Annotated in this window: 29 protein-coding genes; 22 read left to right on the forward strand and 7 right to left on the reverse strand. The window is 37.9% G+C overall.

The features are described from left to right. Position 1 precedes the first annotated feature (1 nt). The 5 genes from N693_RS0108170 (at position 2) to N693_RS0108190 (ending at position 5,194) form a co-directional block, all read left to right on the forward strand. Positions 2-1,246: a hypothetical protein gene (locus N693_RS0108170; protein WP_025784310.1), complete on the forward strand. Its 1,245-nt coding sequence runs from the start codon at positions 2-4 to the stop codon at positions 1,244-1,246. Between the two features lie 33 nt (positions 1,247-1,279). Beyond that, positions 1,280-2,602 (forward strand): sodium-dependent transporter, encoded by a 1,323-nt coding sequence (locus N693_RS0108175; RefSeq protein WP_025784311.1) that lies wholly within the window; start codon positions 1,280-1,282, stop codon positions 2,600-2,602. Positions 2,603-2,751: 149 nt separating this feature from the next. After that, the gene (locus N693_RS0108180) at positions 2,752-3,375 is read left to right on the forward strand and encodes a hypothetical protein (RefSeq protein WP_025784312.1); all 624 of its coding nucleotides are present in this window, start codon (positions 2,752-2,754) and stop codon (positions 3,373-3,375) included. Between the two features lie 58 nt (positions 3,376-3,433). Further along, the gene (locus N693_RS0108185) at positions 3,434-4,084 is read left to right on the forward strand and encodes a hypothetical protein (protein WP_025784313.1); all 651 of its coding nucleotides are present in this window, start codon (positions 3,434-3,436) and stop codon (positions 4,082-4,084) included. A 285-nt stretch (positions 4,085-4,369) separates the two neighbouring features. Continuing rightward, entirely contained in the window at positions 4,370-5,194 is an 825-nt protein-coding gene (locus N693_RS0108190; protein ID WP_025784314.1) for a class I SAM-dependent methyltransferase, read from the forward strand. A 45-nt stretch (positions 5,195-5,239) separates the two neighbouring features. On the opposite strand, the gene N693_RS0108195 is transcribed toward N693_RS0108190, so the two are convergent. Continuing rightward, complete coding sequence (locus N693_RS0108195; RefSeq protein ID WP_025784315.1) at positions 5,240-5,986, reverse strand: YqcI/YcgG family protein; 747 nt, start codon at positions 5,984-5,986, stop codon at positions 5,240-5,242. A gap of 581 nt (positions 5,987-6,567) precedes the next feature. Here N693_RS0108195 and N693_RS0108200 point away from each other — a divergent pair. Continuing rightward, a complete protein-coding gene (locus tag N693_RS0108200; RefSeq protein ID WP_025784316.1) occupies positions 6,568-7,215 on the forward strand; it encodes a DedA family protein in 648 nt (215 codons plus the stop codon). Positions 7,216-7,508: 293 nt separating this feature from the next. Beyond that, a complete protein-coding gene (locus tag N693_RS0108205; RefSeq protein ID WP_025784317.1) occupies positions 7,509-8,057 on the forward strand; it encodes a hypothetical protein in 549 nt (182 codons plus the stop codon). A gap of 63 nt (positions 8,058-8,120) precedes the next feature. Here N693_RS0108205 and N693_RS0108210 read toward each other — a convergent pair whose 3' ends face one another. Further along, on the reverse strand, positions 8,121-8,513 hold the full coding sequence (locus tag N693_RS0108210) for a hypothetical protein (RefSeq protein WP_156028887.1): 393 nt from the start codon (positions 8,511-8,513) through the stop codon (positions 8,121-8,123). A 245-nt stretch (positions 8,514-8,758) separates the two neighbouring features. Between N693_RS0108210 and N693_RS0108215 the strand changes: the two genes are divergently transcribed. The 8 genes from N693_RS0108215 to N693_RS0108250 all read left to right on the forward strand — a co-directional run bounded on the left by N693_RS0108215 (position 8,759) and on the right by N693_RS0108250 (position 15,432). Next, on the forward strand, positions 8,759-9,493 hold the full coding sequence (locus N693_RS0108215) for a polysaccharide deacetylase family protein (protein WP_025784319.1): 735 nt from the start codon (positions 8,759-8,761) through the stop codon (positions 9,491-9,493). A gap of 287 nt (positions 9,494-9,780) precedes the next feature. Further along, positions 9,781-10,746: an alpha/beta hydrolase gene (locus tag N693_RS0108220; RefSeq protein ID WP_025784320.1), complete on the forward strand. Its 966-nt coding sequence runs from the start codon at positions 9,781-9,783 to the stop codon at positions 10,744-10,746. A 182-nt stretch (positions 10,747-10,928) separates the two neighbouring features. Beyond that, positions 10,929-11,654: an ABC transporter ATP-binding protein gene (locus N693_RS0108225; protein WP_025784321.1), complete on the forward strand. Its 726-nt coding sequence runs from the start codon at positions 10,929-10,931 to the stop codon at positions 11,652-11,654. Continuing rightward, positions 11,651-12,718, forward strand: coding sequence for an ABC transporter permease (locus N693_RS0108230; protein ID WP_025784322.1), 1,068 nt, complete (start codon positions 11,651-11,653; stop codon positions 12,716-12,718). The genes N693_RS0108225 and N693_RS0108230 overlap by 4 nt, the downstream gene beginning before the upstream one ends. Before the next feature lie 41 nt (positions 12,719-12,759). Continuing rightward, on the forward strand, positions 12,760-13,404 hold the full coding sequence (locus N693_RS0108235) for a TetR/AcrR family transcriptional regulator (protein ID WP_025784323.1): 645 nt from the start codon (positions 12,760-12,762) through the stop codon (positions 13,402-13,404). A 224-nt stretch (positions 13,405-13,628) separates the two neighbouring features. Next, entirely contained in the window at positions 13,629-13,892 is a 264-nt protein-coding gene (locus N693_RS0108240) for a CD3324 family protein (protein WP_025784324.1), read from the forward strand. Between the two features lie 152 nt (positions 13,893-14,044). Further along, on the forward strand, positions 14,045-14,695 hold the full coding sequence (locus N693_RS0108245) for a FusB/FusC family EF-G-binding protein (RefSeq protein WP_025784325.1): 651 nt from the start codon (positions 14,045-14,047) through the stop codon (positions 14,693-14,695). A 236-nt stretch (positions 14,696-14,931) separates the two neighbouring features. Further along, the gene (locus N693_RS0108250) at positions 14,932-15,432 is read left to right on the forward strand and encodes a hypothetical protein (protein WP_025784326.1); all 501 of its coding nucleotides are present in this window, start codon (positions 14,932-14,934) and stop codon (positions 15,430-15,432) included. 72 nt (positions 15,433-15,504) lie between these two features. Here N693_RS0108250 and N693_RS0108255 read toward each other — a convergent pair whose 3' ends face one another. From N693_RS0108255 to N693_RS0108270, 4 genes are all read right to left on the reverse strand, one after another. After that, a complete protein-coding gene (locus N693_RS0108255) occupies positions 15,505-16,035 on the reverse strand; it encodes a hypothetical protein (RefSeq protein WP_025784327.1) in 531 nt (176 codons plus the stop codon). A gap of 128 nt (positions 16,036-16,163) precedes the next feature. Then, a complete protein-coding gene (locus N693_RS0108260; protein ID WP_051508710.1) occupies positions 16,164-16,730 on the reverse strand; it encodes a histidine phosphatase family protein in 567 nt (188 codons plus the stop codon). 478 nt (positions 16,731-17,208) lie between these two features. After that, on the reverse strand, positions 17,209-18,315 hold the full coding sequence (locus N693_RS0108265) for a DUF1648 domain-containing protein (protein WP_025784329.1): 1,107 nt from the start codon (positions 18,313-18,315) through the stop codon (positions 17,209-17,211). A gap of 4 nt (positions 18,316-18,319) precedes the next feature. Next, positions 18,320-18,703 carry a GntR family transcriptional regulator gene (locus tag N693_RS0108270; RefSeq protein ID WP_025784330.1) on the reverse strand — a complete coding sequence of 128 codons (384 nt, stop codon included), beginning with the start codon at positions 18,701-18,703 and terminating at the stop codon, positions 18,320-18,322. 162 nt (positions 18,704-18,865) lie between these two features. On the opposite strand from N693_RS0108270, the gene N693_RS0108275 reads away from it, so the two are divergent. From N693_RS0108275 to N693_RS0108290, 4 genes are all read left to right on the forward strand, one after another. Beyond that, complete coding sequence (locus tag N693_RS0108275) at positions 18,866-19,267, forward strand: SRPBCC domain-containing protein (protein ID WP_025784331.1); 402 nt, start codon at positions 18,866-18,868, stop codon at positions 19,265-19,267. A 1-nt stretch (position 19,268) separates the two neighbouring features. Further along, positions 19,269-19,592, forward strand: a complete 324-nt coding sequence (locus N693_RS0108280; protein ID WP_025784332.1) for a metalloregulator ArsR/SmtB family transcription factor — start codon at positions 19,269-19,271, stop codon at positions 19,590-19,592. Positions 19,593-19,771: 179 nt separating this feature from the next. After that, positions 19,772-20,098, forward strand: a complete 327-nt coding sequence (locus N693_RS0108285; RefSeq protein ID WP_037592988.1) for a helix-turn-helix transcriptional regulator — start codon at positions 19,772-19,774, stop codon at positions 20,096-20,098. Beyond that, a complete protein-coding gene (locus N693_RS0108290) occupies positions 20,095-20,511 on the forward strand; it encodes an SRPBCC domain-containing protein (RefSeq protein ID WP_025784334.1) in 417 nt (138 codons plus the stop codon). The genes N693_RS0108285 and N693_RS0108290 overlap by 4 nt, the downstream gene beginning before the upstream one ends. A 325-nt stretch (positions 20,512-20,836) precedes the next feature. Here N693_RS0108290 and N693_RS19030 read toward each other — a convergent pair whose 3' ends face one another. Beyond that, a complete protein-coding gene (locus N693_RS19030; protein WP_371257555.1) occupies positions 20,837-21,238 on the reverse strand; it encodes a histidine phosphatase family protein in 402 nt (133 codons plus the stop codon). 1,185 nt (positions 21,239-22,423) lie between these two features. On the opposite strand from N693_RS19030, the gene N693_RS0108305 reads away from it, so the two are divergent. The 3 genes from N693_RS0108305 (at position 22,424) to N693_RS0108315 (ending at position 23,310) form a co-directional block, all read left to right on the forward strand. Further along, a complete protein-coding gene (locus N693_RS0108305) occupies positions 22,424-22,618 on the forward strand; it encodes a hypothetical protein (RefSeq protein WP_025784336.1) in 195 nt (64 codons plus the stop codon). Next, on the forward strand, positions 22,619-22,789 hold the full coding sequence (locus tag N693_RS20180) for a CD1375 family protein (RefSeq protein WP_156028888.1): 171 nt from the start codon (positions 22,619-22,621) through the stop codon (positions 22,787-22,789). It begins immediately after the preceding gene. Between the two features lie 161 nt (positions 22,790-22,950). Then, on the forward strand, positions 22,951-23,310 hold the full coding sequence (locus N693_RS0108315; protein ID WP_025784337.1) for a hypothetical protein: 360 nt from the start codon (positions 22,951-22,953) through the stop codon (positions 23,308-23,310). Positions 23,311-23,485: the final 175 nt, after the last annotated feature.

Here is a 23,485-nt window from a genome sequence, read left to right on the forward strand (position 1 = left end):
TTTGGATAAACGAATTGAAACTGTGCTGGAGACATTGAAAAAAACACTTGGACTTCAGCTGTTCGTTCTTCATACACACTCACTTTCACAAGAAGTTTCTGCATTTGGCGGATTTGACATCTTGCTAACTGCAGAATTGCTTCCGCTTACAGTGGATTCACCAGAAGATGAAGACATGCTTCCGGAGGGTGCTGTCGCAATTTCTTATTCACTACGTTTTGAACAACTACGTTCGGTTATAACAGTCGGCAATTGTTCAAAAGCTGAATCTATCGGTTCAACTGAAGCACAATTCGTTCAGTGGGTAGAAAACCAAAATGGGCTACGCATGGGCAATGGGTTCGTCCTGACTAATCGTTCTGAATACGGATTCGAAGGCACGCTTATGCATAACGATATTCCTGTTCAAACCAATAGCTTTTTGGAAATGGAATGGGACGAGCAAGGAAGAATTCTTATGTGCAATTTACCACTCCTTGCATCCAATCCGTTTGAAGATGACCATTTTTCACTAACACTCGAGGCGATTGAACCACTTGTACGGCAACAACTCACTCCAATTCGATTGCCGATTGAGGACGAAGCGCGTTTTGCAGATTACTATGCAATCGATGAGGTGTTCATCGCACAAGATGGAACTGTTTTGCCTTATTTCCCTGAGGAACAGTCAGCGAGGTTTCCACAGACTGTTATACAATGGACATCAGCTTCAAACCACCATTTTAAAAAACAAGCGATTCAGCCATTTGGGCCTGAACTAACCGCTGAAGAAGCCTTTACTGCTCTTAACCAACCTTTTAACGCAGTAACTGAGGAAGAACTTCAGGGCTGTATACAATCTGCAACTGCATTTTTGTCTTCGGAGCTCCCAGAAGAATCAGGCGAATGGGAAATTTATCGGATTATGCAGCAACCTGGAATTATTGAAGTCGTATGCCGAAAATTAGGCGAAATTGCGGGTCCACTTCGGAGGAAGCTTTTACTCATTCTTAACAAGGATACATACGAAGTGTTAAATTTCATGGATTCAAGCGAAATGGCTCAACTTTTTGAAGGATTTACACAACCACGTGTCGATACTGTTTCTCAGGAAGAAGCCTTTGAAAAAATGGTTCCGTATATTACACTTGAACCTAGGTATGTCTACCATCAACGCTCGGGAACATACAAATTATGTGGATTGCTAGATTCTGAGGAATGTATAGATGCCGTGACAGGCGAACTGAAACAACTTAATGAATTGTAAACTTTTTGGTTTGCTTGAAACGGGGTTTGAAAGATGAAAGAACGGGAACAATGGACATCTAAAATTGGATTTATATTAGCAGCAGCGGGAAGCGCAATTGGTCTGGGTGCTATATGGAAATTCCCTTATATGGCGGGAATGAATGGCGGTAGCGTGTTTGTTCTGCTATTCATAGTGAGTACACTGTTGATTGGATTACCGATTTTACTAGCGGAATTCGTTATCGGTAGACGTGGACAGGCAGATGTCGTCACGTCGCTTGAGAAGTTATCGAAAGGCCGGAACTGGAACTGGGTCGGGTGGATGGGCCTTATTGCATCGTTCATCATTTTATCGTTTTATAGCGTTGTTGGCGGCTGGATCTTATCGTATCTCATTCGGTCATTGACTGGTGGTCTTTCTGGAGCTGACTATGGAGGATTATTTAACAATATTATTGCTGATCCAATGGAAGTGCTAATTGCACAAGCAGCGTTCCTTGCGATTACGGTTTGGATTGTACAGAGTGGAATTAGAGGTGGAATTGAACGTGCAAGTCGATGGATGATGCCATTACTTTTCATCTTTTTCATCTTACTTGCAGTCCGTTCACTGACACTTGATGGCGCAATGGAAGGAATACGCTTCTTGTTCGTACCAGACTGGAGCTATTTGACGGGTAAAACGGTTCTCATGGCACTCGGTCAAGCATTCTTCTCGCTGAGTGTAGGTGTAACATCGATGATGACCTATGCTTCGTATTTGAAAAAAGAAGAGCGTCTAGGTCAATCCGCTTTCAACGTATCGATTTTGAATATCGTCATTTCTCTACTCGCGGGAATCGTCATTTTCCCTGCAGTGTTTGCACTTGGCCAATCACCGACTGAAGGCCCAGGACTTATTTTTGTCGTTCTTCCAGCAATTTTCAATGAAATTCCTTTTGGTGGATTTTTCTTAATCGTATTCTTCATTTTAATGTTGTTTGCGACGTTGACGTCAGCGATTGCGATGCTTGAAATAGTTGTTTCAACAGGAATCCGTAAGAAACAAGATCGCCGCAAACGAGCAGCTTGGATATTCGGTGGATTGATTTTCTTAGTTGGAATTCCAAGTGCATTATCATTTGGCGTTCTGGGGGATATTAAACTCTTTGGCAGTTCTATATTCGATTTCGCTGATCTTCTCACAAGTCGAATTGCTATGCCACTGGGAGCACTAGCTGTCTCAATCTTCGCAGGTTATGTGCTAAGTCAAAAAGACACTGCAGATGAATTAAATATGAATCCTACTCTCCATAAAATATGGAAGACTCTTGTACGATATATTGTTCCAGCAGCTATTGTCATCATTTTTGTGACATGGGTTGTTGAATTGTAATTTTAAAGCCATGTGCTCATCCAGCACATGGCTTTAAATTTGTTAAAAAAGAGGGAAAATTGAAACTAATACTGAGATAGTACGTATACATTACTAAAGGAACTACAATTCATACGCTTAGCAAACTTAGAGAAGAGAGAGGGATAGCGATGAAGGGTCATAGATTAGGGATTTTTACTGCAGTAGCAATGGCTTGTGTGATTATTGCTGGTTGCAGCCAACAAGGGGAGGCAAGTGAAGGGAAAGAGACTAAAACTGAAACTGTTCAAACAGCAGAATCCTCAGTTGAAATGAATATCAAAACAATTGAAGCTGTACTGAAAGAAGAACTCAATGGTCCAGATATTAAATATGGTCAATTAGCAGATGCTGCTATGGGTGGAAATAACGACCCAAATAGTGTAGAGCAAAAAGAAAATGTAGTGCGATTAAATAGTTACGTCAAAGAAAGATATCAACAATATTTCACTGAGGAAGGCTTGAAAGAATTCCAATCTAGTGGTTTAAAGAGTTATCATAGTTATTACGATACCGAGTTCGAAATTAGACTTGTGGAATCAGAAATAAAGCAGAGCAACATTGACACAGCAAGTAACCAATATCACATTAAGTCAATAGTTGAGTTAACATCACCTGGCGAAGAACCCTCTCTACACGAAGTAGAAGGTCAAGTAATCTTCTCAACGAAGGAAGGGAAAATTGAAAGATTCTATCTTGGTCAAAAGGATCCCACACTTTCAGATAAGATATTTGAACTTGGTCAGAACAACTGAAACAAAACCTAATAGATTTCATTCGCATTTTATACACTATTAGAAGAGAGGGTTTACGTTGAAAGGTCCACTCACTAAAAAAAGAATAAGGTTATTTACAGCGACAGTATTTGCTTGCGTAATTACTGCTGGATGCACACAACAAGGCGAAGTAATTGAAGTGAAAGAAAGCGAAGTTCCAGCTACAACTGAAACAGTAAACGTATCAAATGAAGAAATGAATATTCAAATTGTAGAAGCGGTTTTGCAACAAGAGCTAAATGGACCTGATAAAGAATACGTTCAGTTAGTAAATGCAGCTATGGGTGGAACAGAAGATCCGGACAGTGTGAAACAAAAAGAAAATGAGATGAAACTAACTAGTTATATAAAAGAAAAGTACCTTCCCTATTTCACAGAAGACGGTGTAATGGTAGCAGAGAGTATAGGTATGTTATTTCAATACCAAAATTTCTATACTTTCGATAAAGAATACCAAATTAGACTTGTAGATTCCGAAGTGAAGCAAAGTGATATCGATACAGCGAGTAATCAGTATCATATTAAAGCGACAGTTGAATTCACAGCACCTGGTGAAGAGCCTTCACAGCATGAAATTGAAGGGAAAGCGATTTTTTCAACGAAAGACGGAAAAATTGGAGGCTTCGTCCTTGGCCAGAAGGATCCGACACTTTCAAAGAAAATATTCGAACTTGGTGAAGAGGAATGAAACTCAGTTGATTATAAAGCTTGTAGATAAAATGGGATGCTGGTGATCTATTAAATCGCCAGCATTTCATTTCTTATAACGTATTTTCTATTTTGCTCTTCAACAATTTAACGATTCTCTCAAGAAGTTCTTTAATCGGAATAGAAATCAAAATCCATTATGTCAATCACTAGGTAAAATAAAATGACTGAGTTAGAAATCGGGTATAATCATATTCTTTAGATTGTAGATGGTAAATTCTACGAAATCACAAGCTGTACAAACTTAGTTTCAGGGGGGAAACACATGACAGCATTTCAATTAAATGAACAAACAAACGACTTTTTAAACGAACATAAATTATACGAAAACGATGAAATCCAACAAATTCAGTTGCAACATCGTTTGAGCCTTGTGGAAGCATTCAACTTACCTAAAGGCGGAAGAATCTTAGAAATCGGATGTGGGCAAGGCGATACAACTATGGCAATTGCTCATGCAATAGGTGACAAAGGGAAGGTAATTGCCATCGACAACGCCAGCCGAGATTACGGAGCACCATTCACGCTAGGCGAAGCAACGGACCACATTTTGCAATCTTCTTTAGGAGAACGGATTGCGTTTCACTTAGACACGGATTTTAATGATTTTGAAGTTACAGTTCCTTTCGATGTTGCAGTATTTTCTCACTGCTCCTGGTACTTTAAAGATCCCCATGAGCTTCTTACCTTCCTCAAAAGACTTCGCGGAATGACAAAGCGAATTTGTTTTGCAGAATGGGACATTCAATTTACAGAATTGCCACAGCAAACTCATTTCGTTGCAGTATCGATACTTGCCCTCTACTCACAATTTGTAGAGAATGAGAGTAATGTGCAAAATCTATTTAACAAATCCCAAATCCGGCAACTACTTGATCAAGCAGGATTCCTAGTTGAAAAGCAAACGACAGTGGATGCAACATTTTTGCCTGACGCAAAGTGGGAAAAGGGATATGCAAATAGTATCCGTACAGAGTTCGTACAAGCTGCTCCACGAATGGAACCACTTTTAACAAGTTATTATGAGTTAATGAATGATTCTCAACACAAAGAACTTTCATTGAACAGTTTTGTTGTTACTGCGATATAACTACCCTGCTAATATACGCTTATATAGAGACAGAAAAGCCGCCCCTCAGGACGGCCTTCGTCTCATTTCCTTATGCGTGAAAGGGCATTTCCCTTGAATCGGTTCACTGTCGTCTCCGATGAAGAACTGTTTCCACTCATTATGCTCTGGGTCTCCAAAATGGCTAATATCGGGATGTTTCGACAAATGATCCCAAGCTTCAACACGTTCCCGAACTTTATCCCGTGACATGATTCCACCTTTTTCAGTCCCTTTTAAGCCCTTGAAGATTTTACGTGGTTGAAATCCAATTACCATTGCATTTCCTAGGTCACGTGTCTTTCTTTGTTTATATGCAGGGGTATTGCCAAATGCAAAAATGGCTTCTCCATGGAATCGGAAATCCCACAAATAATGGTCAGGGTCCCGTGGGCTTTCGTCTGGCCATCTGATTTCATCGACTTCGTGTAAGTACTGAAGGATTTTCCAGAACTGATCTCGATAATCTTCAAGTGCTCTATGAGTTTCAAAAGGCTCAACAAAAACAAACAATCCATGTCGCTTGTGTTTCGGATCTTTAAAAAGAGCTAAAAAATCATAGAGTGCTAGAGGGAGATTACTCCAATCTTTCTGTGTAATATAGGAATATCGTAATTCACCTTTCAGCTGACCATTGATGCCGAAATAGCAAGGAAATGTCTTATCTGTTACTGTATTCTTGAACGTTTCATACTCACACAACAACCACTCAGGTAAATCCTTCCTTTTGTCAAAATCTTCCTTCGTTAATAAAGCACTTGTTGTATGAATCAATCTTTACCTTCCTCTCCTCACATTTTACACTTCAATAATACGCTTCAAAAATTGTTACTATGCTTATGAATAAGACGTAGAATTCCCGCATATACTAATACTCACAGAGACGCGGCACATCTCTGTCCCGCGACAGGGGCACTTTCGGCAGAAGGTGGAAAACAATACTCAGCCCATTCCGACTAGGGATTGCCTAGTAGTGCCGCAACATATTTAATGTGAACTAAGTTTAACCGTCATGAATGATACTCAATAACAATAAGAGTCTAATCTAAATAATAATATAATAAAGAAACCAGTTTCACTACATTTTAAAGGTAGCGAAACTGGTTTCTTTTGTGGTTCTATGATAATTACTTTGGAATGGTGGTTGAATACATAGACGATTATAGTAATATGAAATTCAAAGAACTTTATCTATGGGACTTTTATTAAGAATTTCTTTTAATCTTCGGAACTCGACGAGCTCTATCACGACAAGTCAGCCAAATTAAAGTATGATAATAAAGATTACTTGGAAATACGGGAAAAAGTATTAAGAAAAAAGTAAGACTATTTAAATTGCGAAAGTGAGAATCCACATGTTATTCATTCAGAATATTATCAGTTTTATCTTACACATCGACGAACATTTAAATGAAATCATCCGAAACTTTGGATCTTGGTCCTATGTAATTCTTTTTCTAATTGTCTTCGTGGAAACAGGAATTGTGATTTTTCCGTTTCTACCCGGTGATTCACTCCTGTTCGCGGCGGGTGCTCTCGCAGCAGTAAACAACGTATTTAATCTCGGCCTTCTAATCTTTGTCTTTTTTGCGGCCGCAGTTATTGGTGATACTGTCAATTATCATATCGGGAAAACATTAGGAACCGCGATTACGCAAAATCGTTGGATCGGCCGTTTGGTCAATCAGGAAAAAATCGATAAGGCAGAAATGTTCTTTAACAAACACGGTGGAAAAACCATTGTAATTGCTCGATTCATGCCATTCATTCGGACATTTATTCCTTTCATTGCTGGTTCTAGCCGAATGGATTATCGATATTTCCTCACCTACAATATTTTAGGCGCGGCTCTTTGGGTTGGGCTTTTCACAATCGTAGGATACCTATTTGGAAATATCTCTTTTGTAAAAGATAATTTCTCAACAATCATTCTGGCTGTAATTATGCTTTCGATTCTACCTCCAATCATTTCTTACGTGAAAAGTCATTTACGTAAGAAGTGAAGATTAATCAAATCTATCGACTGATGTACATGTTTAACTCCCGCTCCCGTCCCGTTGGTCTAAAAACGCTTAAATTAGTATCCGATGCATCACACCGATTATGGAGGTGTGCTGCATCAGATGCTTTTTTTATTAAAATAGGAAAGAGTGGGAGAAATGCTTGCTAGAAAAAATCATGACTTACTGGATGTTAAGAATGTTGTTCATCCCAGACGTCATTTATCTGATTAAAAATATCTGTATGAAGCAGGGCCACTTGAGGCATTCTGTAAGAATAGGGAGGGGGAATCAGCATGAGACTATTGTTTTTCATAGGTATGTGTTCACTGCTACTTACAGCGTGTGGAAATTATGAAGGTTTGAAAAATGTGAAATCCAATAATCATGAGGAAATGGCAGAGCAATTAAAAACAGTGTCAGTTGTTAGTGAGAAAAACCTTGAAATGCGACAAAAAATAGTGGAGTCTGCTTTGAAAGACACCATGTTTGGCGATTTTATTCACGTGGAAGGACTGAATAGTCAAGAACCCTATTCCTTGGAAATCGAATACAAAGGAAAAGAGAATCTCTCTGAAAAAATGACAATAAAATGTATTCAACTAACTGTTCGGGATGCCGTGTATGCTATAAAAGAACTCGGTTTAAATATAGATCATATTTCAGTTAATGTGAAATATCCATTTGTTGATAAATATGGTAATTCTTCTAATCGATACGTCATTAAATCTAAATACACAGATGCTACAGTAAAACGATTGAATGAAGACCGTAAGAAATTCAAGGTAGAAAACTTACCGATTGTTGCGGATGAATGGTGGATACACCCATCATTTGAAGAATAACTATCAGGTGTAAGCGCAACAACCTGAATAGTTGGAACCGTACATTGCAACAGAGAATGACGATTATCCTTCTATTAAAGCATGATATTCAAAGTATTCATCTGAACTTTCTACAATTAGTACATAGGGAGTTCTTCCATGGCTGTACTCCTCAGTAGAAAATACTTCCGTGCCTTTTGGTAATTGACTCGCATAGAAATCTTGAAAGAACAATTCACGGGTAGTTTGCTTTTTTATATCCCCAATTTTATACAAATTTGGCCGTTCATATGCAGACTCGGTTACTGGATTGTTGTTTTTCGTATAGATTAGGCTCCCGACTTTAATAATATCCGCTTCTTTATCCTCCTTTAAAATATCCTTTGCGGTTGGATTGCCCGTTGAGGTAGCAGTACAGCCCATCAAGAGAAACAGCATGGATACAACCATCAGAAAGACCGAGAAATACTTCATCATGATCACTTCCAGTCAATAATTATTGTGTAGAATACTTTGGTATTCAATACTAATTTCATCGAAGTACGAATTTTCTATCTTAATTTCCCAGGAAATGATAAGGAATAATTATTTTTATATATTTTTTTGTTTTAGACGTGATTAGGAGGATAATCTTTTAAAAAGTGTTGGAATAATCATCTAGTATAAATCAAATCCCTTGGCAGATAATATGGTAATGCTTGAAAATGCGAGGGGAGGATACCATGAAACGTATTGGGATTTTGGCTATCATTGCTAGCGCTCTAACAATCATTCTTTTCACATTCAATGTCTTCGCTACGGACAAAGGACGACCATATTACGAAGAGAAGGGGTACGTATTGTGGGATATCAAAACAGAAGATAAAATTGTCGCAATTACATTTGATGATGGACCTCATCCTAAATATACCGAAGAAATTTTAGATATTTTGGAAAAACATCAAGCTAAAGCTACTTTTTTCGCGCTTGGTCAACATGCAGAAAAGCATCCAGATATCATACTTCGAGAATCCAATGATGGCCACGAGGTGGCGAATCATACGTTTTCACACTCCCGCTTTAAAACAAGTAAACACCTAAAACAGGAATTGATTGATACTAACGAGGTGATTTACGGCATCACAGGGACCTATCCAAAACTTTTCAGGCCGGTTGAAGGAAACTATAATGATCGCCTGATCAATATTGCTGTTGAGCAGAACTTTAAAGTAATCATGTGGTCCTGGCATCAAGATACTGAGGATTGGAAGAATCCAGGAGTTCAAAAAATAGTTGAAAAAGTGTTGACTGGAACAAAACCAGGAGATGTGATCTTGTTCCATGACGGTGGAGGAAATCGATCTCAAACAGTTCAGTCTCTTGAAAAGATTATACCGGAACTTAAAAAACAAGGGTATGAATTTGTTACAGTCAGTGACCTGATGAACAAAACCTATGCGGAAACTAAAAAAGAATGAATGCTTGAAAACACGGGAGCGACCGTCTTGTCGAAGGCAGCGTTCCTTTTTCGTCGTTATTTTTGCGTAATTGTACCTTCAATTTTGTAGATACTAATATCTACATCGGGATAAATCTTCTTTAAATGTTTAAAAATACATTATAACTACTTACACAAGCACAAACCTCCTTTCTTCATCATCACAAGAAATAATATCCATTTATTCTATAGATTTGTCCTCATACTCTCTTTCTCATTCCTGTATACTTATAATCAGAAAGATAATGAAGGACTGAGGGTAATTGAATGAAGAGGATAAAGAGAAATTGGAAAAAAGTTTTGCTACTAGTGGTCATTATGTTTTTCAGTATCCAAGTCATTGGTGGGATATTTTTTTATGATCTAGCTATTAAGAGAGGACCGAAAGATTTCTTGCAAAATAATGCAGACTTAGAGGTCGCTGATGAAACAATGGATCTGTATGTAAATGGCGGTTGGGTTGACTGGGTTCACGAACAGAACTTTGAAGAACTAACGTTAGAATCACGAGATGGATTAAAATTGTCAGGCTACTTTTTACCTTCTACTATACCAACGGATAAACTTGTCATTTTGACGCATGGCTATTTAGGGAACGCGAAGCAAATGGGGCTGTTCGGTATTTTTTATTATCAGGAATTAGGTTATAACATCTTCATGCCAGATGCGCGAGGTCATGGAAAGAGTGAAGGGAATTATTATGGATTTGGATGGCCGGATCGCTTGGATTTAATTGACTGGACGGACTTACTGGTTGATAAATTAGGGACGGACACAGACGTCATCTATCATGGGTTATCAATGGGGGCAGCAACTGTCCTGATGGCGAGTGGGGAAGCAGAGTTACCGACACAAGTGAAAGCAATCGTGGCAGATAGCCCATATGGATCGGTCTACCAACTATTCGCCTATCAAATGAAGCGTATGTTCCATCTGCCCGCCTTTCCTTTACTCGATAGCACAAGTCTCGTCACAAAGGCACGTGCCGGATACTTATTTAGAGAAGCCAGTGCATTGAAAGAAGTGCAACGTACAGATGTCTCGATTCTCTACATCCATGGGAAGGCAGACACTTTTGTTCCAGTTAAAAATGCGATTGAATTGTACGAGAAAACCTCAAGTAGCACCGAGCTCTTCTTAGTAGACGAGGCGAACCATGGAGAATCCTACGCAAAAGCACCTGAAGCATACAAGGAAAAAGTACAACAGTTTCTTCAACATACGGTGAAATAAAAAGAGTGTCTGCTCATCGAGGAATCCAGTTTCCTTGTGCAGACACTCTTTTTTAGGGACATTTAGATAGTAAGAAAAATATATTGAGTATCCACTCACTTTTAGTTGTGAAAGTCTCTATCTATCAATATAATGAAAGAAAGTGAGTAACCACTCAATTTATAATGATGGGAGGATTTTAAATGGAACACACAGTGAGTATTCAAGGCGTGAGTAAAAGTTACGGCAAACATGTTGTACTGGAAGATATTGATTTTTCGAGTGAAGCCGGTCAAATTTACGGGCTAATCGGGCCTTCTGGTGCAGGTAAAACGACGATCGTCAAAATGATTGTTGGTATGGACGTTCCTGAAAAGGGGACTGTGTTTCTGTTAAATAAAAAAATGCCAAACTTGGATATTCTTCAACAGATCGGGTATATGGCTCAATCAGATGCTTTGTACTCAGCACTAACAGGTAAGGAAAACCTTCAATTTTTTGCCTCACTCTATAAACTTAACAAAGCGGAACGAGCTGAGCGTATTGAGTATACTTCTAAATTAGTCAACTTGACATCCGAACTTAATAAGAAAGTATCCAACTATTCAGGCGGCATGAAACGTCGTTTGTCCCTGGCAATTGCCTTAATTCAAAATCCAAAAGTTCTCATTTTGGATGAACCAACGGTAGGTATCGACCCACAACTAAGAGTTAGCATTTGGAACGAATTACTTAGATTGAAAAATGAAGAAGACAAAACGATTATTGTAACGACTCACGTAATGGATGAGGCCGAAAAATGCGATCACATTTCAATGGTGCGAGAGGGATCAATCATTGCGAATGGCACACCAAGTCAACTAAAAGAACAGTATTCGGTGGAAACGCTAGACGGTGTATTCTTACATGCAGGGGGTGAAATGAAATGAGAATCATAGCACTCATAAAACGAATTCTATTGCAGATCGTCCGAGACAAACGAACACTCGCACTACTTTTCATCGCTCCATTATTAGTATTAACACTTATGAACTTAGTCTTTAATGGAGAAACCGTAGATCCAGTATTAGGGATTGAAAATTCAAGCGAGCAAACGATTGACATGTTAAAAGATGCAGACATCAATGTGAAAGAATATAATAACGTTTCCGATGTAGAAAACGCAATTCATAAAAATAATCTTGATGGATTTTTACAAATACATGATGAAGATCAAAGATTAACCTTACTGAATGATGATCCAGGTGTCTCAAAAAGCTTGGAGATGAAAGTGAAGTCAGTCCTCAACAAAGAAGTCCAGTTGCAAATGATGAGTGGAAAAAACGCCTTGAAGGAGAAACCGAATTCACAAGACTCTGTAGAAACCAGCTATGTATATGGAAGTAGCGACACAGAGTTTTTTGACACATTCAGTCCTATATTAGTCGGATTTTTTGTCTTCTTTTTCGTCTTCTTAATTTCCGGCATCGGGCTACTAAATGAAAGAACGACAGGTACTCTAGAGCGATTACTCGCCACTCCCATTAAAAGAGGAGAAATTATTGCAGCGTATCTCATTGGATATGGGCTGTTAGCGTTATTGCAAACGATTTTAGTCGTTGTTTACTCAATCAATGTATTAGATTTGACGATCGTAGGTTCCGTTTGGAATGTGATTCTAATAAATGTGGTCGTAGCGCTTGTCGCATTGTCACTTGGGATGTTACTTTCCACCTTTGCTAGCTCAGAATTTCAAATGGTGCAATTCATTCCACTCGTCATAGTGCCGCAAATCTTTTTTTCTGGAATCTTTTCTATTGATGGGATGGCAGGGTGGTTACAATTCATAGCAAAACTCATGCCGTTCTATTATGCAGCGGATGCGTTAAAAGGGGTTATGTATAAGGGATTCAACTTTTCTGACATTAGCGGAGACCTCTACATTTTGTTAGCATTCGCAGCGGTATTCATTGTGCTGAATTTGTTTGCACTTAAAAGATATCGTAAACTGTAAGCAGAAGATGTATTTAGAATGATAAAAGCTGGTGACCTAATATGATAGATAAAAACTTGTTAAACGCATTGGCTGGAACGATGCAACCGTCTGGTAAGAAAACCGTTAAACAGGAAAGAATTATAGAATCGGCTATTATACTCTTTGCGGAAAAAGGATACTCCAATACCTCCACAGCGGAAATTGCCAAAATGGCAGAGGTGGCAGAGGGGACTATATTCAAACACTATGGAACAAAGGAAAATTTGTTATTATCCTTGTTGGTTCCATTTCTCAGAGATTTTCTACCTGTTATGGCGGATGAATTAATGGATGATCTTATGACTCAGGAGACTTCCTTTCAAGGCTTCTTGAAAAATTTACTCAAAAACCGAAGTGAGTTTTTTTTAGAAAACAGAGAAGTTTTTCAAATCTTTATTAAGGAATTAATCTATAAAGAAAATTTGAAGAATGAACTGCTTCCTTATATTATAGAGAATGGATCATCGCGTTTGACTAAAGTTATCGAGAATTTTCAAAAACGAGGAGAACTCGTTAATAAACCGGCAGAATTTATCTTAAAAACATTAGGTACAGTGATTTCAGGATTCTTCATTTCTCGCTTTGTCTTGTTAAACAGACAGTCAATTAGTGACGAGGAAATTGATGAAATTATTTTTTTAATCGTTAACGGGATTGGACAATAATCTAGATATGTTTTGGAAGAACCAGGATTGAATGTACTTTTGAAGGAGGTGCTTAAAGTTGGACAATGTACGACGATTGTCTGATACGAGCCGCACTCATGCAAAGCCAGTTGTTAGAAAGGCGATACTTTGTATGGGGCGGTTAAGTTAAATATATCGCTAGTGCTTTTCTGATCAATTGGCTTTGCTCCCTTATTCGAATTTAAAATAAGGAGCGAGTGAAATTGACGTATGTGAACGCACACAATGTTTTACCTGAAGAATTGATTGTAGAGATCCAAAAGTATGTGCAAGGTGAAACTCTATATATTCCAAAACAAGAAGATAAATTCAAAAAGTGGGGAGAAACTAGTGGCAACAGAAAGAGATTAGATCGGCGTAACGCTTCAATTCGTGAAAATTTTGTGCAAGGTGCAACTATTGAAGAATTAGCGGATCACAATCATCTTGCGGTTGATACCATCAAAAAGATTGTCTACTCTCATTAATTGTATAAGTCTGAACCCCTATGCGAAATAGTTTTGCAAAGGGGTTTATATGTCTAAAATGACTCTAACTAGTTCTCTCCCTAGTAGTTGGACTTGTTTTCAATTACAATAAATCTATTGAAGTAGCAGCTAGTAGTGAGGAGCGATGGGTAATGACTGATAGATTTATTAAAAATGAACAATTTAACTATATTTGTAAGCAAGTGACATTCATAAGAGATAGCGTAAGGCAACATATACCTCCTGGTGTACTAGCTTCAGTTTATGATCTATCGAATGAAAAAATAATGAATTGCATCCCGAACATGACTCCAGAACAAAGAGATATTTTGGATTTTTCCAATTTAAAAACAGTAGAAGAATACGACCAGGCGATCGTGAATTTAGATCCATATCGCCTATCATTCCCTACAATAACCGAGCAACAATTGAAAAAGCTTTTTCCGAAAACTAAAAAGCTAAAACTACCGGATTTAACGACCATAGATTTAAAACAGATTACGTATTTAAGTTGGAATGATAGTAGATCCAATCGCAAGTACATATTGTACGAGCTGGATGGCAAACTAGTAGGGATCGAATGTTCGTTTTCACCTAATTCGTCAAATAATACGTGTTCGATTTGCCATGGTCAGGGAGCTGTCACTTTTTTTACTACGATTACAAAAGAGAAAAAGCAAAATAATCCAGATTACTTCAGAACGATTGGCAATCTGATTTGTGTAGACAGTCATGAATGTAATGGGAAAATTACGGATGTCACTTATTTGGAGAATTTGTTACGAGATTCTTTACGAAAGTGAGTAGTGTCACTGTGGGGTGATGTGATATTATTGCCGGATTCAGTCTTCATGCAATCACCTTTCTATTCATGTAGTAAATTCTAAAGAAAAAACAGGAATCCATTAGACAACTACAAGGTATAATGAATGTGAATAGTCAAATTACACGGATTTCTTTCTGGATTTCAGGATATTTTTATCTGATGTAGTCATTAATCGGAGGGGTTTATGGAGTACTCACTGAAATGAGGAATTATATGGCGACTATCGGTATTGCATTGCTTGTACTGTATGGTTTAATTCTTTTCAGAAATGGGATTCAATTTCATGATGTCATGTTTAAATACACAGTCCTCTTCTTAATTAGCTCTATTTTGATTTTAATTCTGTGTAAATTATGGAGAAATTTGTCTAGCGTCATAAAATTAGTATTTACGACGTTGCTTGTCTTGCAAGTTGTTTTCATTAGTTATGAAGCCTATGTTAGCGAACCTAAGTATCTGTCAAATGAACAAAATACGTTACTATTACTATTAGCGGGATCCCCTGATTATCAACAACTAAATTTGACGTCTGTGGATTTGAAAACTGTTCAAGTTATCGGAGACCCGAAACAAGGAAGTTTTGACCACCCTTTCGATTATATTGTAGAAATTACTACATCGAAAGATAAAAAAGTATATCAATTTATGTGCAAAGGAAGCGGACCAACCTGTGATGAGTTGGGATTTAGAGAGCAAGTACTCAGAAAAAGATGAATAAAATCAATATAAAAGGAAGAAGAGGACCCGTCAAGATTGGGGTTCTCTTCTTCTAATTCATGATTGAAATTAAGGTTTTTTCAGAATCTCCTCATGGGGTTGAATCGGTACTTTTGTTTGTTTTCCTTGAGAGACTAACAAAAGTGTATCAAGTTGACTAGAGATCTCTTTTTGGACTGCAATCACAAAACTTCTCGGACTCAGGTCAGCAGTACACGCGTCAGCCAACGGAGAAAAATTTATTGATAACTCTTTTGTTACAGGTTCTGCATCCATGGAGTCAATTTCATATGGACAGCTGCTGGATTCGAACATCCCTATAAAAAATAGATCATTTTCCATTAAATCAACTTCAGGAATTTCTCCGTCGAGTTGAAACTGCTGCCACATTGCTTCATAATCCTCCTGATTAGTGACAAGAACAGCAAAATGGTTTTTGGGATCGTGCGCTTCAGCGATACTTTCAAATCCACTCGGCAACGTCTTTTCAGAAGCAACCAAATTAGCGCTTTCTGGTGATTGCTTTTCTTTTTCCTTTGAAGAACATCCTGCAACAATTAGAGCTACGCACACCATAATAAGAATTAGTGACTTTTTCATGCAATACCTCCTTCCGAGTATAGACGGACAATCATATGGAAACGTTACATGAAAGTTGAAATAAGGTGTTCAGAATGACTTCGCTAATGTCGATCCCTCTATGATAGCAATTTGTATTTGTCTTAAGCTTAGAGAATTTCCTTGATATCCTCGGATGCCCAAACCCGTTCAATAACTATTTGATCACCATCAATTTCGAGTAGAAAAATGTCAGGATTACTGAGATTCTTCCAATTCTCAAATCCAAAATCTCCGCCATAATGCATCAACGCAAGTGATAAAAGATTGCCATGTGTCGCAACGATTGAAGTCTCCACATCACTCTGAATTATCTCTTCAAGTACTTCAATAATTCGTTTCATCGCCTCTAAGCTAGATTCGCCACCTGCGTATCGTAATTCCATATCCTCGAAGCTAGCTTCCAATTTCTCGAACCAATCCTCTAGATTTTCGTTACTTAACACGCGTTCAGTCAATCGTTCATCTGTTTCAAGTGGGACTCCAGTTTTCATTTTAAAAGGGGATATGGATTGAATTGCACGCTTGTAGGGACTAGAAATAATTCGATCAACTTGAATAGTCGAGAAGAAATCTGCTAACACTTCAGCTTGTTGCATCCCTTGTTTAGTCAATTGTGCATCGTGAGCTTGTCCTACCGCTTCACAATGTCTCGTCAAATATAACTTTTTCAACATTAAACCCACCAATCTTATTTACTCTCATAGGTCCATCGTCTTTTCAAGCTCAATGTAACCACTTCTTTTTCATCTTTATAATCACCTAGGTAGAACGGTTGAATAGTAATATTGTCATAAGACCCGAATGATGATTGATGAAAAAAACAGTATCTAGAGCTGCATATTTTGAAGAGAAGTCCGCCTCTTTTGTTCCCCGACTAAGAAAAAAGAATATGGTTGTCCAATGGCATCCCAACCTCTAGTGTCCTACCAAATATGACTCCTTCCTTATAGGAAAAACTGATAGTTGTTCATATAAAGTCGCTTCTAGTTTACATTAAAGTATTACTTCTACTAAAGAATCCAATACCCTTGTTGTAATATACAAATCTGTATCAAAGCGAAATTTTACTTAAAACAGCGAGATATGTCCAAATGGAAACAGAAAAATATCCTTGTCTATTGTTAAGGTAGACAAGGATGCTCTAGCTAGAGGTTAGGCAAAGAAAGTAATGAGCAAGATTAGTACTATAGGTCCGATGAGGACGAAATATCCAATTGGATTACCAAAGTTAATGCTCCAACCTACTCCGAACCGTTTTTCCACGAAGATAGAAGGGTCTTGTTTATTGACATAAAAGACACCAAGTTTCCAATAGTCATCCATATCATCTTCTGAAACACTAGTAGTGTCTTCTTCCGCAATAGATACTGCAATACGTGAACCACCTTGGCCAACTCTAAATGCATAGATAGCTGAGGCAACCAACATAAGAACTAGAAAAGCAAGAGGTAAAGCCATCATTACCGTGTCGTTTTGTAATGTACCATGTATTGTTGTTAGTTGCAGGAACCCGAAAAGTATTGTCAATAGTATCGTTGTTAACAATAAAAACCAACTTGAATATTTACGGAATGCCAGTTGTTGTAGTTGAGAAGATTTTTTTCTGCTGGAATTCAATTTAACTCCAGACATTTTCGTTGCCACGTTGATGCCAAGCATCATCACTTGTAGAACCAAAAGCATAAGCAATAAGGCAATAGAAGAGAAAGGTGTTTTTTGACTGAACGCATCGGGTTGACCATTAGGGCCCCAATGAGTTGGAATCTGATCAGGCAACAGACTATATTGGCTAGCTGTGTAAACGATAAGCCCAACCGTTACAAACATAGGTAGTACGTACATAAAATTTGGCAGCATGGAATCTTTTGCGTGACTTTGCAAATCGGCAATACGAATTTGTTTTAAACCATAACCCCAGTTATTGATTTGTTTTAATTTCGTAGTTTTTGCGTGGAAATAGAGATACAAAGCCATGCTTAATAAAAGAAGACCAGATTGAATCGCTAATCCGGTTAAAACGAGTTGGTTCTCAGATGCGGATGTGTTGGTTGACCAAAGCAGTAAAGCTGCCAGTGAGATGGCACCTGATAAAAAAATGATAGTAGAATATTTGCGTCTAAACGAAGCAAGTGATGAATCCATAGCATACTCTTCGGGAATTGTAACTCCAAAGACAATCGTACGTTTTAACAAAAATGGAATAGCGGATTGTAGGACAATCAAGAAAGCAAGTGTGACTAGAAAAATCGCTAAGGACATGTGGTTATTCCCCCTTCAAAGTTATAAGAATAGATGTAGTCTGCTCTTGGATCACCTCAGGACTCATCCCGAGCACAATAGCTTCAGCGATAATAGGCTTAAGTTGCTCGATGATCCTGCGACTGTTTTCATTCGTGATTCCTTCTTGAACTATTGGATTAATGATAGCTCCGGATTTAGGCACAATACGAATGATCCCTTTATGTTCAAGTTCGTGATATGACTTGTTGACAGTGTGCATATTCACACTGAGATCTGAAGCTAGAGCTCTCACTGAAGGCAAAGTATCGCCTCCTTTTAATTGACCTCGTGCTATCAATTCAATGATCTGATTGGCTAATTGAGTATAAATCGGAATATCGGATGTTGGTTCGATTTGGATGAACACCTGGTCACCTCCTAACTGATCTACTATCAGTATAACAGAACTGTTCTAATATATGTATAACAAACGATGATTAACAATAAAAAAATTGTGATTTGAACTGACCCGTGTTAATATCCAAAGTAACACTTAAAGGTGTTACTTATTTTCAGGAGGAATGAAGAGATGAATACAAAAGATAAACTACCAGAAATCCGTAAAACCATTATTCTTAACGCGCAAATTGAAAAAGTATGGAAAGCCGTTTCTACATCGGAAGGGCTGGCTGCATGGTGGATGCCCAATACATTTGAGCCCGCGTTAGGAAAGGATTTTGTTCTTCATGCAGGACCTTATGGTGATTCACCTTGTACTGTTACGGAGCTTGAACCACCACATCGTTTAGGGTTTGACTGGGATAAAGGATGGCATCTAACGTTTGAATTGAAAGAATTAGAAGGACAACAAACAGAATTTACTCTTATCCATTCGGGATGGAATGCAGAACAGGCACCTGTACGAGATACCATGAATGGCGGTTGGGAAAAGATTGTAAAAGTGAAATTACCTGCATATATAGAAGTTTAATATGTCTGAGCAAAGGAAGCACGATGTGTTCCAAGCGATTTCCGATTCTACCAGACGAACCCTATTGAAATTACTTGCTGGGAAGGAAATGTCGATTGTAGAAATAGCCAATCATTTTCCTATTAGTCGTACTGCAGTAAATAAGCACCTTCATATTCTTTCGAATGCTGGAATTGTAAAAAGTCGAAAAGTGGGACGGGAAACCCGCTATATACTTGAAGCGAACCCCCTTGTTGAAATACAGGATTTTCTAGCATTATTCGAACCATACTGGGAGGATAAGCTGTCTGCTCTTAAAAGACTTGTTGAGGAAGATATCGATTAAGATAAGATAAAAAAACTGCTCAAAGGAAAAGTTAACTATCGTAATAGAAAGTCAAATAGATTTGACGAGACACCAATTAGTGTCCTATAATTATTAGGACACTAATTGGTGTCGTTTTGTTTTCCATGAAGTATAACTATTGTAGTAAAAGGGATAATTAGAAAAGGAGGAGGGTGATTTTGAGAGGGAAAAATCCAACAGGGGACGTTTATGGTGCAGTTGCTGATCCAACTAGACGAAAATTGATTCGCCTACTTGCAGATGTGGAAGAATTGCCTCTCCATGAGATTACGACGCATTTTCAAATGGGACGCACAGCAGTTTCAAAACATTTGGCAATTCTAAAAGAAGCGGATCTAGTATGCGCACGAAAAGTTGGCAGGGAAACGAGGTACCGTCTGAACGCTGAACCATTGAAAGAAATTCAAGATTGGCTCTCTTTCTACGAAGGATTCTGGAAAGACCGATTTGTAAAACTAAACAAGTTATTGGAGGAAGATTTATGAAGCCTGATGTATCTTTAGATTTTCAATATAAAAGTTCGATCGAGAAAGTTTGGAATGCGCTAACAAATTCCGAAAAGCTTGCACATTGGATATGGGATAATGACTTTAAACCAATTGTAGGACACAAATTTAAGTTTCGTTCAGAACCAAACGAATGGTGGAATGGGATTGTAGATAGTGAAGTATTAGTAGTAGATGAGCCCCATACGCTTTCTTACACGTGGGTCAGTGCTGGAGAAGCGACTACTGTCACTTGGACGTTAAAAGAGAGTGTAGATGGAGGAACTAATCTGCATTTCGAACAAACAGGATTTAGTGAAGAAACAAAAGCACGCCAAGGTGCTATCGAGGGAGCTCAATATTCCTGGACAAAAATGGGCGAAGAGCTCGGAAAATTATTGGCAAGACTGTAGAGGAATTTCTGGTATCCAACTCTGCAGATTGGATTGGTCTAATAACTTTTTGAAGTGTGATAATCGTATGAAGCGTGGTTGACAACTAGGATAAGAGTGTTATAAGTAACCATCCCAACTACTAAGACGAGTAGTCGCGGTGGTTATTTTTTTGTTTGCTCAACAGGTGTTATTCTTTAGATAAAAACATGCCTAATTGAAATAACTTAAACTAAGTGAAATAACAATTTGAAGGATTATATATTTTTAGCATCTTTAATTTCTTTAATTACATTTATTCACGATCTTCCCATTAGCATCTAATAATTACTTGATCACCACCAAGCTAGAGTAGATAAATGTCAGGATTACTTAGTTTCTTCCAATCGGAAAATCCAAAAGCCTGGTCATAATACTTTATCGCTAGGGAAAATAAATTACCATGAGTCACTTTGATAGATGTTTTCACTTCACACCTTTTAATCTCTTCAAACAGCTCAATAATTCGGTTCGATGCTTCCGAGCTGGATTCACCACCATCGAACCGGTGTTCCATATCCTCGTAACTTGCTTTCAATATGTCTAACCAATCCTCATGATTTTCGTTGCTTAACACTCGTTCTTTCAAACGTTCATCAGTTGCAATTGGAATTACAGCCTTTTGTGCAAAAGGGAAGATCGATTGAATTGCGCGCTCGAAAGGACTAGAAATGATTTGATGGACCTTTAGAGTTGAGAAGAACTTCAGCTAACTGCTCAGCTTGTTGCGTGCCCTGTACAGTCAAAGGTGCTCCAGGGGCTTGTCCTGACCCTTCACAATGCCTCACTATATATAAACTTGCTCAACATTTATCACTCTTCTCGAAATTACTCTTATAGATCCATAGTCTTTTCAAGCTCAAGGGAAATTTCTTCTTTTTTATCAATAATACGATCAACTTAGCATCAGTTCGCTACTATTTTTGTAGTTGTGGATGTGAATTATAAATTAAGCGCCTGAATGAAGCCCTCAAGTTTTTCGGGGCACCTAGAATTGGTTGTCCAAAGGCATATCTTCCTCTATTGATTTGAAAAGACACTTCAAAATCGAATCGATGAAAAATTTGAATCAATACTTGTACTCGGGTAAGCAATACTTCTCCTAAATTTAGCAGTTCCCTTTATAAAATGTTCAAAATCAAAAAAGATGCTAGTGCATGAAACATTTCTTTTGACCATTCGGCTTTTGATAGATTAGGTTTTTTCGAGCAGCATGAGGTATATATGTATTCACAGATTGTGCAAAGTCTATAAGCTAGCTTCTTTATAAAGGATTTGATGAAGCGGATTTAGTGGTATCAATCCGGGAGATTCGGATTTTCCTTAAGACGCATTAGGCGGAAAAAGCGTCGTTAACTAAATTAGGTCATGTCGTTGTAGGGGATAATTTAACCGTTGACGAAAATGGTCGTGTAAGTGCATTGCCCGGTGGCAGTATGGAATTAATACAGGAGTATAGCGGATCGGGAATCGCCGAGGTGATTTTCTCTAATATTCCACAGGGATACAAGGATTAAAAAGTACTTGTTTATAATGCAGAGCGTTCGGAGATTTCGGGAACGACATTAATTGCATTATTAAATAACGACAACACGTTATCTTACACACTAAAAGTACCGGATCAAAGTATGGGCATAGCGGATAAAAGAATAGTACTAGGCGTCCCATATAACGCGGGCGCAGGAAAGGTCATTAGTTCTTTGTTAGAAGTTTTTCAGTATGCCAGTAATAACCAAAAAATCATTTCAGTTATCGGTTCGCATGATTCGTCTAATACTAGTTTAGTGGTCGGTAAGTATAATAAATCCACTCCAATCACATCTATAAAAATAAAGTTTGAGGATAGTAGCCTTTTTAAACCCGGTTTAAAAATACTTCTTTATGGGGTGAGGTAATGAGAGCTCTTGTAAACTGTAAGTCTAATGAAGTGACCGAATCGGAATTTACAGAAGAAGAAAAAACGATTATGCAACAAGAAAATGCTGAACGTGATTTTTTAGAGTCCATCACGCCTGGTGCAGATGAAGCGGATAAAGCAAAAACGGAATTAATTGTGGTTGATTTACTAATAGAATTAGGAGTGTTGTAGATGAATATCATACAAAAGAAATTGGTAGAATCGTACGCAGTATTAGTTATGGCTGATCGCATGAAGATTGAAGATGTTCCCGAAATTAAGTTGATCGGCGGAATTGATTATGGAATCCGTTCGGAAGTTGAAATCGAAATCGCTAATCGGACTATTGCGGCTATGGGCTAAGACGCATTCAGAGCAGAACGTCTAAGACCCGTTCGGACGATAACGTGTCGTATGAACACCTTATATTAGGTGTTTTTTTTAATTACTCGAAATTGGTTTATTATGGTACTATGGAATAAATAGATTTTGTTCCGCAATCGGGCTAGATAAAAGATTAATTGTTGTATTCAAGTTCAGGCTTTAATACTAAATTTAAGAAGGAGGAGAAGAAAATTATTGGTTTAATAGTATTACTATTTCTCTTATTACTAATCTCTTTAAATATTGGATCCTTCTTATTGTTGAAAAGAGGAAATCTTAGTTTAGTTATTATTTTAGGAATTATTATGATGATGGTTTTCGATGTTCTTGGTATTAAAGGTGGAGAATTATTTCTTCGTTTCGGAGGAGGAGAAGGCGGTGGTTATCTTGCAGCAATGTGTGCTGCGTTTACTTTCGTTAATGGATTTCTACTTGTAACGACCGTAATTATCATGTTTATTATCAGAGTAATAAGAAATAAAAAAAGAATTTCCTCGTAAAACAATCGGGCGCGATTGTTGAACAAGAGATCGTCTATTGACGCTCTTTTTTATGTCATATTCGGACCATGACGTGTCGTAGCAACACCTAATACGAGGTGTTTATTTTATTACACCTAATTGGGTTATTATGGTATTATTGAATAAATAGATTTTGTTCCGCAATCGGGACACT

This window comes from Sporosarcina sp. D27 (assembly GCF_000586555.1).
Classification (GTDB): Bacteria; Bacillota; Bacilli; order Bacillales_A; family Planococcaceae; genus Sporosarcina.